We start from the raw sequence: 15431 nt of genomic DNA, 5'->3' as shown, positions 1-15431 counted from the left end.
CTGTGGTGATCGAGGGCCTGGTGCTGCTCGCCGCGCCGCGCGGCTGGCAGCGCATGGTGCGCGTGGCGCTGGAACTGGAGTCCCGCGCCGCGCGTGGCCGGCGCCGGCGCGGTGGCGGCGGGGCTGCTGGTGCTGCAACTGGTGCGCCGGGCCAGACACAAAGAGACATCGGGGCGGGCGACCGCCGCAAGGTTTTTACTTCCTGCGCTCCCTGAGTGGAGCACAACCGACGAGCGAGAAAGATCATGGGCAAGTCAGTCGTCATCCTCGGCGCCCAGTGGGGCGATGAGGGCAAGGGCAAGATCGTCGACCTGCTGACCGAGCGGGTCGGCGCGGTGGCGCGTTTCCAGGGCGGCCACAACGCCGGCCACACGCTGGTCATCGGCGGCAAGAAGACCGTGCTGCACCTCATCCCCTCGGGCATCCTGCGCGACGATGCGCTGTGCCTGATCGGCAACGGCGTGGTGCTCTCGCCGGCCGCGCTCAAGCAGGAGATCGAGGAGCTCGAGGCGCAGGGCGTGGAAGTGCGCTCGCGCCTCAAGATCAGCCCGGCCACGCCGCTGATCATGCCCTACCACATCGCCGTCGATAAGGCGCGCGAGGCCGCCGCCGGCAAGCAGGCCATCGGCACCACCGGCCGCGGCATCGGCCCGGCCTACGAGGACAAGGTCGCCCGCCGCTCCATCCGCGTGGCCGACCTCATGTACCCGCACGAGCTGCCCGAGAAGCTCAAGGCCGCGGTGGACTACCACAACTTCATCCTCACCCAGTGGCTCAAGTGCGAGCCGGTGGACTACCAGGCCGTGCTCGACGAGGCGCTGGCCTGGGGCGAGTTCATCCGCCCGATGATCGACGACGTCGCCACCATCCTGCACGACGTGCGCCAGGAAGGCGGCAACATCCTGTACGAAGGCGCGCAGGGCGCGCTGCTGGACATCGACCACGGCACCTACCCGTACGTCACCTCGTCCAACACCACCGTGGGCGGCGCGCTGGCCGGCACCGGCGTGGGCGCCAACGACATCGACTACGTGCTGGGCATCTGCAAGGCCTACGCCACCCGCGTCGGCAGCGGCCCGTTCCCCACCGAGCTCGACGACGAGATGGGCGAGCTGCTGCGCAAGAAGGGCAACGAGTTCGGCGCCAGCACCGGCCGCCCGCGCCGCACCGGCTGGATCGACCTGGTGGCGCTCAAGCGCGCCGTGCAGATCAACGGCATCAACGGCCTGGCCATCACCAAGCTCGACGTGCTCGACGGCCTGCCCACCGTCAAGGTCTGCATCGCCTACGAATACCGCGGCAAGCGCCGCGAACTGGCCCCGCTCGACGCCGACGGCTGGGCCGAGTGCAAGCCCGTCTACCTCGACTTCCCGGGCTGGGAAGAATCCACCGCCGGCATCCGCGACTGGAACAAGCTGCCGCCCGCGGCGCGCGCCTACCTGCGTGCGGTGGAGGAGCTGTCCGGCTGCCGCCTGGCGCTGGTGGCGACGGGTGCGGATCGTGACGACACGATCGTGCTGGATGATCCGTTCGCCTGAGCCGTCGGCCATTGCAAACAAAAAGCCCCGCGTTGCGGGGTTTTTTGTTGGACAGGCCAAGAACATTGCCGATGCCGACATAGACGCTCCCCGGGTGCGGATACCGCTCGGGAGTGAGTTTGCATCGGTTGATGCTTTTGCCATGGGTAGGCGTGACTTCCGGCCGTATCGGGGCCGGGCAAGGGGACGGAAGATCGGCGGGCTGCGCGTTGCCGTATGGCGGCGCTTCCGGTTTGCCTCGCTGACAAGGATCTTCCCATGCGCCGTCGACTTTTCTCCGCCATCGCCCTGGCCCTGGTCGGGAGTCCTGTTGCCTGGGCCGCCACGCCCATCGCCACGCCGGCCGCCGAGCAAGCCACCACCCAACTCCCCCGCACCGTCCGCCCCACGCACTACGACGTGGCGGTGACGCCGCATGCGCAGACGCTGAGCTTCGACGGCAAGGTGACGGTGGATGTGGCGGTGCTGCAGCCGACCACGGCGATCACGCTCAATGCCATCGACATGGACTTTTCCTCGGTGCAGCTGGCGGCGCTCAAGGGCCGCTCGGCGTTTGCCGCGCCCAAGGTGGCGGTGGATGCGCAGAACCAGACGGCCACGTTCACCTTCGACCGGCCGATCCCGCCCGGCGGCTACAAGCTGGCGATGGTCTACACCGGCAAGATCGGCACGCAGGCCAACGGCCTGTTCGCCATCGACTACGACACTCGGGCGGGCAAGCAGCGGGCGCTGTACACGCAGTTCGAGAATTCCGACGCGCGGCGCTTCATTCCCTCGTGGGACGAGCCGGCGTACAAGGCCACCTTCGACCTGGAGGCGACCGTGCCGGTCGCCGACATGGCGGTGAGCAACATGCCGGTGGCGTCGAAGGCGGACCTCGGCAACGGGCTGGCACGGGTGAAGTTCCGGACCTCGCCGAAGATGTCCACCTACCTGCTGTTCTTCGGGCTGGGCGAGTTCGAGCGCGCTACCACCACCGCCGACGGCACCGAGATCGGCGTGATCACGCAGCGGGGCAAGACTGCGCAGGCGGCCTTCACGCTGGACTCGGGCAAGGCGGTGCTGCGCGAGTACAACGACTACTTCGGCGTGCCGTATCCGCTGCCCAAGCTGGACAACATCGCCTCGCCGGGCAGCAGCCAGTTCTTCTCGGCGATGGAGAACTGGGGCGCGATCTACACCTTCGAGTACGCGCTGCTGCTCGACCCCAGCATCTCCACGCAGTCGGACAAGCAGGCGGTGTTCAACACCGCCGCGCACGAGATGGCGCACCAGTGGTTCGGCGACCTAGTGACGATGCGCTGGTGGGACGATCTGTGGCTCAACGAGGGCTTCGCCTCGTGGATGGCCGCGCGCACCACCGAGAAGCTGCACCCGGAATGGAACACCGCGCTGGACGCGGTGGACACGCGCGAGTCGGCCATGTCGCGCGACGCGGTGGCGACCACGCACCCGGTGGTGCAGCACGTGGAGACGGTGGAGCAGGCGAGCCAGGCCTTCGACGCCATCACCTATTCCAAGGGCGAGGCGGTGATCCGCATGCTGGAAGGCTATGTGGGCGCCGAGACCTGGCGCCAGGGCGTGCGCCACTACATCAAGGCGCACGCCTACGGGAACACGGTGTCGGACGACCTGTGGCATGCGATGGACGAGGCGGCGGCGGGCAAGCAGGTCACCACCATCGCGCACGATTTCACCCTGCAGCCGGGCATTCCGCTGATCCGCGTGGACTCGGCGGTGTGCAGCGACGGCCGCACCACGCTCAAGCTCAGCCAGGGCGAGTTCACCAAGGACCGGCCGGGCAAGACGCCGCTGCGCTGGCACGTGCCGGTGATCGCGCAGGGCGCGGGCGGCGCGCCGGTGCGCACGCTGGTGGACGGCCAGACCACGCTGGCGGTGCCGGGCTGCGGCCCGGTGATCGTCAACGCGGGACAGAGCGGCTACTACCGCACGCAGTACGCGCCGGCGCAGTTCGCCGCGATCAAGGGCCGCTTCGCCCGGCTGTCGCCCATCGACCAGCTTGGCCTGCTGGGCGACAGCTGGGCGCTGGGCATGGCCGGCCTGCAGCCGGTGTCGGATTTCCTCGACCTGGCCGCGGCCACGCCGGCCGATGCCGATCCGCAGATCTGGGGGCAGGTGGCCGGCAGCTTCGCCGCGCTGGACAACTACTACCGCGGCAACGCGGTGCGCCAGGCGGCGCTCCGCGCGTTCGCCATCAAGCGGCTGGAGCCGGTGTTCGCGCGGGTCGGCTGGCAGGTGCAGCCGAACGAGAGCGTGCCGGCTACCATCCTGCGCTCGCAGCTGATCGGCACGCTGGCCGAACTGGGCGACCCGCGCGTGATCGCCGAGGCGCGCCGCCGCTACGGCGCCCAGGCGAGCGACCCGGCGGCGGTGCCGGCGGAGCTGCGCAAGACCATCCTGGCGATCGTGGCGAGCCATGCGGACGCGGCCACCTGGGACAGGCTGCACGCGCAGGCCAAGGCCGAGACCACGCCGCTGATCAAAGACCGGCTGTACGCGATGCTGGCCGCGGCGGACGACGAGGCGCTGGCCAAGCGCGCCCTGGCCCTGGCCCTCACCGACGAGCCCGGCGCCACCAACAGCGCGGGCATGATCGCCACCGTGGCCCACCGCCATCCGGACCTCGCCTTCGACTTCGCGCTGGCGCACCGCGCGCAGGTGGACAAGCTGGTGGATTCCACCTCCAGCAGCCGCTACTACCCGGCGCTGGGCGGCAGCTCCTTCGACCCGGCGATGATCGGCAAGATCAAGGCCTACGCCGAGGCGCACGTGGCGCCCGGCTCGCGCCGCGCCGCCGACACCGTGATTGCCAACATCAAGTACCGCCTGATGATCCGTGACGAACGGCTGCCGGCGGTCGATGCGTGGCTGGGCCGGCACGGCGCCTGATGCGGCGAGCCCCGGCACGGTTTCGCGCCGGGGAGGGCCTGCTGGGTTCGGAGCATTGGCCATGATGGTGGTGCGGGAGAGGCATGGCGCCGTTCGTGCAGCGCAAGCGCTGGTGCGGAAGGTGTGGCATCACGCGGTCAGCGGCGGCTGATCGGTCAACTCGCCGGCGACGCTCCGGCGGGCGGCGGGCCATCGGGCCGCCGTGGCGTATCCGGGCATCGAGGGGACGGCAATTGGTGGCGCGCCGCGCCCGCGCCATCTTGCCGGATCGCGCGCGAGGGCGTCCGGCGGCGAAAGGATGTGCCGCTTGCAGGCCTGTCTTTGCGATAACGCCATGCCGCGGCCGCAAGCCTTTGCGTAATGTCGATCCATGCCGCGAAAGCGGTGGCGATTCCGCCGGCCATGTCTATGATGGATCGCTCATGCAGCGATCGGAGGCACACGATGCGGATATCCCCTCGGTGCGGATTCGCCATCATGCTCTTGTCGGCGTGCTGCCTGCCCGCGCAGGCGGCGGACTGGTGCGAGGTGCCGCCCGCGCGCGCCGCGCCGTTCGTGCCCAGCGTGATCGGCCCACTGCAGGCCGCGCGCGACCGGCCGCCGCAACCGCTGCCTACCGTGCACACGGAGGGCACGCTGCCGCACCAGGGCATGTACGACGCCAGCATGGCGGCCAAGCGCGACCTGCCGCTGATGCGCGATGCCGCCCTCGCCTGGCGGGCGGGCGCCGGCGAGGCGTGGCTGCACTTCGCCACGCGCTATCTGATGGCCTGGGTCGGCGTCTATCGACCTTCGCTGGACCCGATCGACGAGACAGGATTCGAGGCGCTCATCGACACCTACGCGATCGTCGGCGCGCGTTTGCCGCCCGACGAGCGCGAACAGGTGCGCCGCTACCTGCACGATTGGGCGTGGGGCTACGTCGGCGCGATCCGGCACGGGCAGGCGGCGCACGGGCGCGCGGACAACTGGCAAAGCCACCGCATCAAGCTGGCGACCATGATGGCGGTGGCCCTGCACGACGACGAGCTGTTCCGCACCGCGCGCTCGCTGTTCCAGGCGCAAATCGCCGCCAACATCGCGCCGGACGGCGAGACGGTGGATTTCCGCGTGCGCGATGCGCTGCACTACGTCGTCTACGACCTCCAGCCGCTGGTGCAGGCCGCGCTGGCGGCGCATTCCCTCGGCGAGGACTGGTATCGCTGGCGGGCGCCGGGCGGGGCGTCGCTGGCCGGCGCACTCGCCTGGCTGGCGCCGTATGCGGCCGGCGAGAAGACGCACGAGGAATTCGTGCATTCGCAGGTCAAGTTCGATGCCATGCGTGCCCGGGCCGGCCTGAAGGGCTTCACCGGTCCGTTCGATCCCCGCGCGGCGGCCGCGCTCTACTGGCTGGCGGCGGAGCTGGATCCGTCCGTGCAGCCGCTGGCGCGCAAGCTGGGCGATGCGCCGCCGTCCTTCGTCCGGATGTGCGGGCAGTAATCGCGGTCGCCGGACCGGACAGGTGCGTGCGCGGCAATGCGGTGTGCCCCGCCGGGCGGCCGGCAAGGGTGCCGGCGATCGGCATCGGGATACGACAACGCAAAGAGCCCCGCATCGCGGGGCTCGAATCTCGTTACGGTCGGATGGCGGGTGAATCCGGGCCGGCCTGAGCGAGCGCCGCCGCAGGCGCCGCGTTCAGGCCGCCGGCCGCTTCACCACAGCACCCCGCGTTCCACCTGCGCCGGCTTGATGCCGTGCGCCTCGCCCAGCCCGTCGCGCAGGTCGATCTCGATGGCGCGGGTGATGGTGGTCAGCGGCACGTCGTTCTCGGTGTTCTCGAACGGGTTCTGCATGTCGTTGCCGATCTGCAGCAGGGCCAGGAACAGGAAGCCCACCGCGGTGGAGCCGAGCGGCGTGTAGATGCCCAGCGTCTCCACCAGGCCCAGCGGCAGCAGCAGGCAGAAGGCGTGGGTGAACAGGGCGGGGTAGGTGGCGTACTGCTGCGGCAGCGGCGTGTTCTTGATGCGCTCCATGCCGCCCTGCGAATTGGAGAGCTCGCTGAAGGTGCGCTCGAAGGCCACCTGCTTCATGCTGTCCAGCTGCGCGCGCTCGGCGATGATCTCGGCGGTGCGCTCGACGATGGCGTTGGGCACGTTGTTCATGCCCTTGAGCCGCTCGATCTCCTCCGCCGACAGCAGCCGGGCCAGTTCCTCCCACGGCGCCTGCCGGCGCAGGTGCAGGCGCAGCGCGTGCACGTAGGCGATGTGCCGGTGCACCAGCTCGCTGCGCAAGGCCGCGGCGCCCTGCGCCAGCAGCGTGCGGCTCTCGCGCGCGAAGCTGCGCGAGTAGTTCACCATCGCGCCCCACAGCGTGCGCGCCTCCCACCAGCGCGCGTAGGCGGTGGTGTTGCGGAAGCTCAGGTACACCGCCACGGCGGAGCCGAGCAGGGTCAGCGGCAGCTCCGGGAAATGCACCCAGTACTGGGCGAAGATCAGGTACACGGCGGTGACCAGCACGTCCCAGGCGAACAGCACGCCCAGCGGCCGGCCGACGTAACGCAGGATGTGTCCCAGGTGTGCCCGACCCGGGACGATCATGCCTGGACCTCTCGTTCGAGTTTCTCGATGGCCTCGCCCAGGGGCTGCAGGGTGTTCTCGCCCTCGTCGAACACCGATACGGTGCCATGCTCGATGTCGTACACCCAGCCCTGCACCACCAGCGACTTCTGCGCCAGGCCGGCCGCGACGGCAGGGTGGGTGCGCAGGTGGGCCAGCTGCAGGCGCACGTTCTCCTCGATCAGCGCCTTCAGCGCCTCGGCGCCTTCGAGCTTGCGCGCGAACACCACGCTTTGCGCCGCGGCCGCGTTGCGCAGCCAGGCCGCCACGGTGGGCATGTTGTCGGGCGGCGGGGCCATCAGGCCCTTCATGGCGCCGCAGTCGGAGTGGCCGCAGACCACGATCTGCTGCACGCCGAGCGCCTTCACCGCGTATTCGATCACCGCCGACACGCCGCCCAGCATCTCGCCGTAGGCCGGCACGATGTTGCCGATGTTGCGGTTCACGAACAGCTCGCCCGGCTGGGTCTGGGTGATCAGGTCGGGCACGATGCGCGAATCGGCGCAGGTGATGAACAAGGTGTGCGGGGACTGGCTCTTGGCAAGATCCTTGAACAGCTCGACGTTGTCGGGGTAGACCTCGTGGCTGAAGGCTTCCACGCCGCGCAGCAGGTCGAGCAGGCCGAGGGCGGCGCTGCGGTCCGCGTCGTTGGGGGTCGGGTCGTTCGGCATCGGGGATCTCACTCAGATGTGGGAAAGCGCTCGACGCGATGTGCGTCACGATGGGGCGAGCATGCCATGAAATGTCCGCGGCTTGATGCGCTTGCGGCGTTAGGGCACGGCGTGGCGGCACGGCGGGCGCGCCACGTCCAGGCGCATCCGCGTCGACGTTTCCGCGCGGGCTGGGCGGTCGATGGCGCGCCGCCGGAGCGCGCCGGCGTATATCGCGCATGCAGGTCTTGCACGCGCCGCACATGTGCCGTGGAGGATCATCGGGAGCCTCCACTCTTCACATGGGAGCAGCCGTCATGCGCAAGGCGAACGACATGGGCAAGGCACGCGGCGGAAACACCCGGCGCCAGGGCGGCAGCGGTCGCCGCGTGGCGAAGAGCCGGCAGGCCAATGCGTCGGACAGCCTGCCCGGCAAGCGCGTGGACGTGCCGGGACCCGCTCTCGATCGGGGCGACGAAGGCGCGCCGCCGACCGGCTTCACCGGCGACGACGGCGCCTATCAGCCCGGCGGAAGCCTTGCCTCGTCCGATGCGGCGGCGCGCGGGCAGGCCGAGATCGAGAGCCATGAGCGCGGGCGCAGCGGCACCGGTCAGGAGCTGCCGCACCACGGCCTGGACGATCCCGAGGGCGAGGCGTTCATGGCGCTCGGGCGCGCCGACCGCGAGTCGCCCGAGGGGCGCAGCGGCCAGGGCTACCAGAGCGGCGGCAGTGGCGCGCATCGCGAGCAGCATGCCCGGGAGCGCAAGGCCCGCGGCGGTGCCGGCGGCAGGAGCCCATACGGCGGCGCGGACCCGGCGCCCGGCGCGCCGGCCGAACGCGGCCGCTGAACCTCCACGGCGAGTCGAACCGGAACCGCTGATGCGGCGCGCCTCCGTGCGCCTTGTTTCCGCCCGGCGTTCCTGGATCGTTCGGACGATTGCGCGCCGCGCGGGCCGGCGCGTGTAATCGACGACTCGGGACGCCGGCGCGCGCTTGGGGGCATGCGGCGTACCGGGGCGGCAGTGCCGCGTGCCTGCCGGTCGATCATCCGCGTGAGCCGCCGCCGGGGCCCTGGCGGGGCTCGGGACGGCGGCGCAGGCGTCGGCGGCGTTGCAGCAGGGGAGCGCGGCGCAGGGGCAGGGTCAGGCGATCGTGGGCATGTGGAAGTTCATGTTCACCTTGGTGGGCAACCTCGGGATACCGGACGGGACGGTGCTCGACGCGGGGTTCCAGCTCTGGCACGACGACGGCACCGAGATCACCCATTTCCTCGCGGCCGCCGAAGACCAGCCATTTCTGCCTGGGGGGGGGGCTGGGACTACCGCGGCAATGTCGGATACCGGCTCAACCATTTCGCGCTGTCCTGGGACGCGGGCGGCGACCATTTCATCGGACCGGCCAACATCCGCGAGCGGATCAAGGTGGATCGCGGCGGCAACCGTTCCAGCGGCGTCTTCTCGATCGACCAGTACGCCCAGGACGGCAGCACGGTGCTGGTGCACCTGGAAGGCACGGTCACCGGCACGCGCATCCTGGCGCATTGATGCGGGCGCGCTCGCGTCCGCCATCGTGAGCGGCAACGAAAGAGGCCACGCATGCGGGGCCTCTCGTTGTCGTTCACGTGGTTGAGGCCGGCGTCAGGCCACGTTCGGCTCGCTGAAGGCTTCCGGCTCGCCCTGGAAGTCGCCGATCGGCACGCAGCTGCAGAACACGTTCTTGTCGCCGTAGATGTTGTCCACGCGGGCCACCGGCGACCAGTACTTCTGCAGCCTCAGGGTCGGCAGCGGGAAGGCCGCCAGTTCGCGCGGGTAGGCGTGGGTCCACTCCGAGGCCGACACCATGGTGGCGGTGTGCGGGGCGTGCTTGAGCGGGTTGTCCTCGCGGTCCAGGCGGCCGTCCTCGATGGCGCGGATCTCCTCGCGGATCTGGATCATCGCGTCGATGAAGCGGTCCAGCTCGTACAGCGACTCGCTCTCGGTCGGCTCCACCATCAGCGTGCCGGCCACCGGGAAGCTCAGCGTGGGCGCGTGGAAGCCGAAGTCGATCAGGCGCTTGGCCACGTCCTCGGCGCTGATGCCGGTCACATCCTTGAGCGGGCGCAGGTCGAGGATGCACTCGTGCGCCACCAGGCCGCCGCGGCCGGTGTACAGCGTGGGGTAGTGCGGCGCGAGGCGCCTGGCGATGTAGTTGGCGTTGAGCAGGGCCACCTGGGTGGCGCGGCGCAGGCCGGCGGTGCCCATCAGCGTGATGTACATCCAGCTGATCGGCAGGATGCTGGCGCTGCCATAGGCTGTGGCGGACACCATGCCGACCGGGCTCTCCTGGGACGTGCGGCGGCTCTCGGCGGCAGGGATGCCGGCACCCTGTTGGGCAGTGCGGCCATGGATGGACGCTTCTTGATTTTCGCCGGCAGGGATGCCGGCACCCGGCGATGTCCGCGGCAGGAACGGCGCCAGGTGCGCCTTCACCGCGCACGGGCCCACGCCGGGGCCGCCGCCGCCGTGCGGAATGCAGAAGGTCTTGTGCAGGTTGAGGTGGCTGACGTCCGAGCCCCACTGGCCCGGCTTGGCCAGGCCCACCAGTGCGTTCATGTTGGCGCCGTCGGTGTACACCTGGCCGCCGGCGGCGTGCACGATCTCGCAAAGCTCCACCACCGCCTCCTCGAACACGCCGTGGGTGGAGGGGTAGGTGATCATGATCGCGGCGAGGCGGTCCTTGAACTGCTCGGCGCGCACGCGCAGGTCGGCCACGTCCACGTTGCCCTGGGCGTCGCATTTGACCACCACCACCTGCATGCCGGCCATCTGCGCCGAGGCAGGGTTGGTGCCGTGGGCGGACTCGGGGATCAGGCACACGTCGCGGTGGCCCTCGCCGCGCGAGCGGTGGTAGGCGCGGATCGCCAGCAGGCCCGCGTATTCGCCCTGCGCGCCGGAGTTGGGCTGCAGGCTCACCGCGTCGTAGCCGGTGCACTCGGCCAGCATCGCCTCCAGCTCGCCGATCAGCTGGCGGTAGCCCACGGTCTGCGCGGCGGGCGCCAGCGGGTGGATGTTGGCGAATTCGGGCCAGGTCACCGGGATCATCTCGGCGGTGGCGTTGAGCTTCATGGTGCAGCTGCCCAGCGGGATCATGGTGCGATCCATCGCCAGGTCCTTGTCCGCCAGCGCGCGCAGGTAGCGCAGCAGCGCGTGCTCGCTGTGGTGGCTGTTGAACACCGGGTGGGTGAGGAATGGCGAGGTGCGGCGCAGGCCGGCGGGCAGGGCGTCGGCGGTGGCGGCGTCCAGTTCGTCCAGGTCGTCGATGTCCGCGCCGAACAGGCCCGCCAGGGCGATCACGTCCTCGCGCGTGGTGGTCTCGTCCAGGCTGATGCCGATGCAGGTGCCGTGGATCTGGCGCAGGTTGATGCGCAGCGTCTCGGCCTTCGCGTGCACCGCGTCGGCATCCACGCCGCTGACGTGCAGCGTGTCGAAGAAGCCGCCGGCCACCTCGATGCCGGCGCCGCGCAGCGCGGCGGCCAGGAGTGCCGCCAGGCGGTGCGTGCGGCGGGCGATGCGGGTCAGGCCCTCCGGGCCGTGGTAGACGGCGTACATGCTCGCCATCACCGCCAGCAGCACCTGCGCGGTGCAGATGTTGGAGGTGGCCTTCTCGCGGCGGATGTGCTGCTCGCGCGTCTGCAGGGTGAGGCGGTAGGCGTTCTTGCCTTCCGCATCCAGCGACACGCCGATCAGGCGGCCGGGCATGGAGCGCTTGTAGGCGTCGCGGCAGGCCATGAAGGCCGCGTGCGGGCCGCCGAAGCCGAACGGCACGCCGAAGCGCTGGCTGTTGCCGATCACGATGTCCGCGCCCCATTCGCCGGGCGCGGCGATCAGGGTGAGCGCGAGCAGGTCGGCGGCCACCGCCACCAGCGCGCCGCGCGCATGGGCGGCCTCCGCCAGCGCCTGGTAGTCGCCGATGCGGCCGAAGGTGTCGGGGTATTGCAGCAGCACGCCGTAGCTGTCGACCGTGGCGGCCTCGGCATCGGGGCCCACGTGCAGGGCGATGCCCAGGCCCTCGGCGCGGGTGCGCAGCACTTCCAGCGTCTGCGGGTGCACGCCCTGGGAGACGAAGAACACGTTGGACTTGGACTTGGCCGAGCGCTTGGCCAGCGTCATCGCCTCGGCCGCGGCGGTGGCCTCGTCCAGCAGCGAGGCGTTGGCGATCTCCATCCCGGTGAGGTCGGCCACCATGGTCTGGAAGTTGATCAGCGCCTCCATGCGGCCCTGCGAGATCTCCGCCTGGTAGGGCGTGTAGGCCGTGTACCAGGCCGGGTTCTCCAGGATGTTGCGCAGGATGACGTTGGGCGTGTGGGTGCCGTAGTAGCCCTGGCCGATGAAGCTCCGGAACACCTGGTTCTTCGCCGCGATGGCGCGGATCTTGGCCAGCGCCTCCACCTCGGTGAGGCTGCCGGGCAGGGCCAGCGGCGCGGCGGACTTGATCGCGGCCGGCACGATGGCGTCGGTCAGCGCCTCCAGCGAGTCGTGGCCGAGCGTGCGCAGCATCTGCGCGATCTCGGCCTCGCCGGGGCCGATGTGGCGCTCGACGAAGGCGTCGTGGTGTTCGAGGTCGCGCAGCGGGGGCGTAGGGGTCTGGCTCATGGGTTGAAGGCGTCCGAAGGCTAGCGTGCGAAGCCGCACGCGGGGCGCCCCTCTGTCCTTTTGCCTGAGAGTTTGGAAGCGCGTGCGCTTCGTGCCCCTTCGGCGCCGGATCCAACCGGTCTCTCCAGAGTGTTCGAGCGCGGTGGTACTGGGAGCCTGAGCGATTACGGGCGTTGCGCCTTCGGCAGCGGGGCGACCCGCTTCTCCCACCGAGCGTCAAGGCCGGATTATACAGGCCCCGGCGCGGTTTCTGCCTGCCCGCCCGGGCGGCCTATCATGGGCGTCCCCCGCCACGGCCCTGCCGCATGAGCCCGCTCCCGTTCCAGGTGCAGCAGATCGACCACGTGGTGCTGCGCGTGCGCGACAGCGCCGCGATGGAGGCCTTCTACGGCGCGGTGCTCGGCTGCCGCGTCGAGCGGCGCCAGGACGCGCTCGGCCTGGTGCAACTGCGCGCCGGCGCCTCGCTGATCGACCTGGTGAGCGTGGACGGCAGGCTCGGCCGCACCGGCGGCGCGGCGCCGGCCGCCGGGGGCCGCAACATGGACCACCTGTGCCTGAGCGTGGCGCCCTATGACGAGCCCGCCATCCTCCGCCACCTGGCCGCGCACGGCGTGCGCGTGGGCGAGACGGGGCAGCGCTACGGTGCGCAGGGCGAGGGGCCGTCGGTCTACCTGTACGATCCGGAAGGCAACATGGTCGAGCTGAAGGGGCCGGCGCGACCGGGCAGCCGCCTCGACCCGCCGGCCGCGTGAAAGATCACCTTTGGATATGCGATGAACGATTTCGACACGAGCTCCGACGCGCACCTGCGTGCGCTGGCGGAAGCGGTGGCCGCCGAGGCGCTGCGGCAGAAGCTGATGGTGGTGACCGCCGAATCCTGCACCGGCGGCTGGATCGCCAAGACCCTCACCGATCTCCCCGGCAGCTCCGCCTGGTTCGACGCCGGCGTGGTCACCTACAGCTACGGCGCCAAGGAGGCGCTGCTGGGCGTCAACCCGCACACCCTGGAGCGTACCGGTGCGGTCAGCGAGGAAACCGCGCTGGAGATGGTCTCCGGCGCGCTGGCCCGCTTCGGCGCCGGCGTGGCGGTGGCCGTCACCGGCATCGCCGGGCCCAGCGGCGGCACGCCGGAGAAGCCCGTGGGCACCGTGTGGATCGCCTGGAAGCGCCGCGGCGGCTATGCCCGCGCGCAGCTGTTCCGTTTCGCGGGCGACCGTGAGGCCGTGCGCCGGCAGACGGTGGCGGCCGCGCTCACCGGCGTGCGGCAAATGCTGACAGGCTGAGCCGCCCGTCGCCCGCCGGCCGAGCTTGACCGGTGTGGGATACTGATCGCCTGCTTTACCGCATCGCAGCCCGTGAGACGCAGCCCGGGCACGATGCGCCCCATTCACCGCACACGAGACTCCTACGATGGACGACAACAAGCGCAAGGCGCTCGCTTCCGCCCTCACCCAGATCGAAAAGCAGTTCGGCAAGGGAGCCGTGATGCGCCTGGGCGACCGCACCGACGACGCCATCGACACCGTTTCCACCGGCTCGCTGGGCCTGGACATCGCGCTCGGCGTCGGCGGCCTGCCGCGCGGCCGCGTGATCGAGATCTACGGCCCGGAATCCTCCGGCAAGACCACGCTCACCCTGCAGGCCATCGCCAGCTGCCAGAAGAACGGCGGCACCGCGGCCTTCGTCGACGCCGAGCACGCGCTCGACCCCAGCTACGCCGAGAAGCTCGGCGTCAACGTGGAAGACCTGCTGGTCTCCCAGCCCGACACCGGCGAGCAGGCGCTGGAGATCGCCGACATGCTGGTGCGCTCGGGCGCGGTGGACATGGTGGTGGTCGACTCGGTGGCGGCGCTGACGCCCAAGGCCGAGATCGAGGGCGAGATGGGCGATTCCCACGTCGGCCTGCACGCCCGCCTGATGAGCCAGGCGCTGCGCAAGCTCACCGCCAACATCAAGAAGTCCAACTGCCTGGTGATCTTCATCAACCAGATCCGCATGAAGATCGGCGTGATGTTCGGCAGCCCCGAGACCACCACCGGCGGCAATGCGCTGAAGTTCTACGCCTCGGTGCGCCTGGACATCCGCCGCATCGGCGCGGTGAAGAAGGGCGACGAGGTGATCGGCTCGGAGACCCGCGTCAAGGTGGTCAAGAACAAGGTGGCGCCGCCGTTCCGCCAGGCCGAGTTCGAGATCCTCTACGGCGAGGGCACCTCGCGCGAGGGCGAGATCATCGAGCTGGGCGTGAGGGAGAACCTGATCGACAAGTCCGGCGCCTGGTACAGCTACAAGGGCGACCGCATCGGCCAGGGCAAGGAGAACGTGCGCCAGTTCCTGCGCGACAACCCCACCATCGCCGACGAGATCGACCGTGAGTTGCGCGCGCGCCTGCTGGTCAACAGTGGCGGCACCAAGGCCGCCTCGGAAGAGGCGCTCGAGGAAGCCTGAGCCGCCCTGCATTAGGAGCGCGCCTGCGCGCGACCGCCCTTGACCTTGCTTGACCTTGGCTTCTTCTGGGCGTCCTGGGCGCGCGGCGAACAGCGGTCGCGCGCAGGCGCGCTCTTACAGTAGGTCATCGTTCGCAGGCCATCGTACGTATGAAACGCCAGCGCGACCGCTCAGGCGAGGATAAACCCAAGGCCAGTGCCTACGACAAGGCGCTGCGCCTGCTGGCGCGGCGCGAGCATTCGCGTCGCGAGCTGGGGCAGAAGCTGCGCCAGGGCGGCTACGAGGACGGGGAGGCCGGCGACGCGCTGGACCGCCTCGGCCAGCAGCACTACCAGGACGATGAGCGCTTCGCCGAGGCGCTGATCCGCAACCGCGCCGCTCAGGGTTACGGCCCCCTGCGCCTGCAGGCCGAGCTCAAGAGCCACGGCCTGTCCGGTGCGCGCATCCGGGCCCTGCTGGACGCCGCCGAAGTCGACTGGGGGGCGCTGGCCGCGTCACAATTGCGGCGCCGCTACGGTTCGGGGGGCGCTGCCGACCCCGCCGAGCGCGCCCGCCGGGCGCAGTTCCTCTTGCGCCGGGGCTTCCCCGCCGCCACAGTACGCGGCGTCACCCGCGCCGATGTGGACGATGCCGCCGATCCCGACGACTGATCGAACGCGGCGT

The 15431-nt window shown here is 70.4% G+C and carries 13 protein-coding genes and 2 riboswitches; of the genes, 10 read left to right on the top strand and 3 right to left on the bottom strand.

Going from position 1 to position 15431, the window contains the following annotated elements; all coding sequences use genetic code 11:
- Positions 1 to 5: 5 nt before the first annotated feature.
- The 4 genes from ACH65_RS20650 to ACH65_RS00245 all read left to right on the top strand — a co-directional run bounded on the left by ACH65_RS20650 (position 6) and on the right by ACH65_RS00245 (position 5927).
- Positions 6 to 215: a DUF2065 domain-containing protein gene (locus tag ACH65_RS20650; protein ID WP_237561392.1), complete on the top strand. Its 210-nt coding sequence runs from the start codon at positions 6 to 8 to the stop codon at positions 213 to 215.
- Positions 216 to 245: 30 nt separating this feature from the next.
- Entirely contained in the window at positions 246 to 1538 is a 1293-nt protein-coding gene (locus ACH65_RS00255; protein ID WP_049620560.1) for an adenylosuccinate synthase, read from the top strand.
- A gap of 258 nt (positions 1539 to 1796) precedes the next feature.
- On the top strand, positions 1797 to 4448 hold the full coding sequence (locus ACH65_RS00250; protein WP_049620559.1) for a M1 family metallopeptidase: 2652 nt from the start codon (positions 1797 to 1799) through the stop codon (positions 4446 to 4448).
- Positions 4449 to 4925: 477 nt separating this feature from the next.
- Complete coding sequence (locus tag ACH65_RS00245) at positions 4926 to 5927, top strand: alginate lyase family protein (protein ID WP_064504780.1); 1002 nt, start codon at positions 4926 to 4928, stop codon at positions 5925 to 5927.
- Between the two features lie 212 nt (positions 5928 to 6139).
- Here the strand turns inward: ACH65_RS00245 and ACH65_RS00240 are convergent, their stop codons facing one another.
- Together ACH65_RS00240 and ACH65_RS00235 are read right to left on the bottom strand one after the other, a co-directional pair.
- Complete coding sequence (locus ACH65_RS00240; RefSeq protein WP_049620558.1) at positions 6140 to 7024, bottom strand: bestrophin family protein; 885 nt, start codon at positions 7022 to 7024, stop codon at positions 6140 to 6142.
- On the bottom strand, positions 7021 to 7713 hold the full coding sequence (locus ACH65_RS00235; protein WP_049620557.1) for a carbonic anhydrase: 693 nt from the start codon (positions 7711 to 7713) through the stop codon (positions 7021 to 7023). Before ACH65_RS00235 ends, ACH65_RS00240 begins: the two co-directional genes overlap by 4 nt.
- Before the next feature lie 296 nt (positions 7714 to 8009).
- Between ACH65_RS00235 and ACH65_RS00230 the strand changes: the two genes are divergently transcribed.
- Complete coding sequence (locus ACH65_RS00230) at positions 8010 to 8540, top strand: hypothetical protein (protein ID WP_049620556.1); 531 nt, start codon at positions 8010 to 8012, stop codon at positions 8538 to 8540.
- A gap of 573 nt (positions 8541 to 9113) precedes the next feature.
- Positions 9114 to 9236, top strand: coding sequence for a hypothetical protein (locus ACH65_RS20950; RefSeq protein ID WP_272913753.1), 123 nt, complete (start codon positions 9114 to 9116; stop codon positions 9234 to 9236).
- Positions 9237 to 9329: 93 nt separating this feature from the next.
- Here ACH65_RS20950 and gcvP read toward each other — a convergent pair whose 3' ends face one another.
- Entirely contained in the window at positions 9330 to 12323 is a 2994-nt protein-coding gene (gene gcvP / locus ACH65_RS00225; RefSeq protein WP_049620555.1) for an aminomethyl-transferring glycine dehydrogenase, read from the bottom strand.
- 48 nt (positions 12324 to 12371) lie between these two features.
- Positions 12372 to 12455, bottom strand: a riboswitch (glycine riboswitch).
- A 1-nt stretch (position 12456) separates the two neighbouring features.
- Positions 12457 to 12542, bottom strand: a riboswitch (glycine riboswitch).
- Positions 12543 to 12628: 86 nt separating this feature from the next.
- On the opposite strand from gcvP, the gene ACH65_RS00220 reads away from it, so the two are divergent.
- The 4 genes from ACH65_RS00220 to ACH65_RS00205 all read left to right on the top strand — a co-directional run bounded on the left by ACH65_RS00220 (position 12629) and on the right by ACH65_RS00205 (position 15418).
- Entirely contained in the window at positions 12629 to 13075 is a 447-nt protein-coding gene (locus tag ACH65_RS00220) for a VOC family protein (protein WP_049620554.1), read from the top strand.
- 21 nt (positions 13076 to 13096) lie between these two features.
- Entirely contained in the window at positions 13097 to 13606 is a 510-nt protein-coding gene (locus ACH65_RS00215) for a CinA family protein (RefSeq protein ID WP_049620553.1), read from the top strand.
- A gap of 127 nt (positions 13607 to 13733) precedes the next feature.
- Positions 13734 to 14768 (top strand): recombinase RecA, encoded by a 1035-nt coding sequence (gene recA / locus ACH65_RS00210; protein WP_049620552.1) that lies wholly within the window; start codon positions 13734 to 13736, stop codon positions 14766 to 14768.
- Between the two features lie 149 nt (positions 14769 to 14917).
- Entirely contained in the window at positions 14918 to 15418 is a 501-nt protein-coding gene (locus tag ACH65_RS00205; protein ID WP_049620551.1) for a regulatory protein RecX, read from the top strand.
- Positions 15419 to 15431 lie beyond the last annotated feature (13 nt).

It is taken from the genome of Frateuria defendens (assembly GCF_001182895.1).
In the GTDB taxonomy this organism is placed as follows: domain Bacteria; phylum Pseudomonadota; class Gammaproteobacteria; order Xanthomonadales; family Rhodanobacteraceae; genus Frateuria_B; species Frateuria_B defendens.
The sequence above is the reverse complement of the archived record's forward strand: the minus strand, read 5'-3'. Positions and strand labels throughout refer to the sequence as shown.

Coding starts and splice junctions, on each gene's coding strand:
- gcvP (WP_049620555.1), bottom strand. CDS start 12,323: ATGAGCCAGACCCCTACGCCCCCGCTGCGCGACCTCGAACACCACGAC.
- recA (WP_049620552.1), top strand. CDS start 13,734: ATGGACGACAACAAGCGCAAGGCGCTCGCTTCCGCCCTCACCCAGATC.
- ACH65_RS00215 (WP_049620553.1), top strand. CDS start 13,097: ATGAACGATTTCGACACGAGCTCCGACGCGCACCTGCGTGCGCTGGCG.
- ACH65_RS00240 (WP_049620558.1), bottom strand. CDS start 7,024: ATGATCGTCCCGGGTCGGGCACACCTGGGACACATCCTGCGTTACGTC.
- ACH65_RS00235 (WP_049620557.1), bottom strand. CDS start 7,713: ATGCCGAACGACCCGACCCCCAACGACGCGGACCGCAGCGCCGCCCTC.
- ACH65_RS00250 (WP_049620559.1), top strand. CDS start 1,797: ATGCGCCGTCGACTTTTCTCCGCCATCGCCCTGGCCCTGGTCGGGAGT.
- ACH65_RS00245 (WP_064504780.1), top strand. CDS start 4,926: ATGCTCTTGTCGGCGTGCTGCCTGCCCGCGCAGGCGGCGGACTGGTGC.
- ACH65_RS00255 (WP_049620560.1), top strand. CDS start 246: ATGGGCAAGTCAGTCGTCATCCTCGGCGCCCAGTGGGGCGATGAGGGC.
- ACH65_RS00220 (WP_049620554.1), top strand. CDS start 12,629: ATGAGCCCGCTCCCGTTCCAGGTGCAGCAGATCGACCACGTGGTGCTG.
- ACH65_RS00230 (WP_049620556.1), top strand. CDS start 8,010: ATGCGCAAGGCGAACGACATGGGCAAGGCACGCGGCGGAAACACCCGG.
- ACH65_RS00205 (WP_049620551.1), top strand. CDS start 14,918: ATGAAACGCCAGCGCGACCGCTCAGGCGAGGATAAACCCAAGGCCAGT.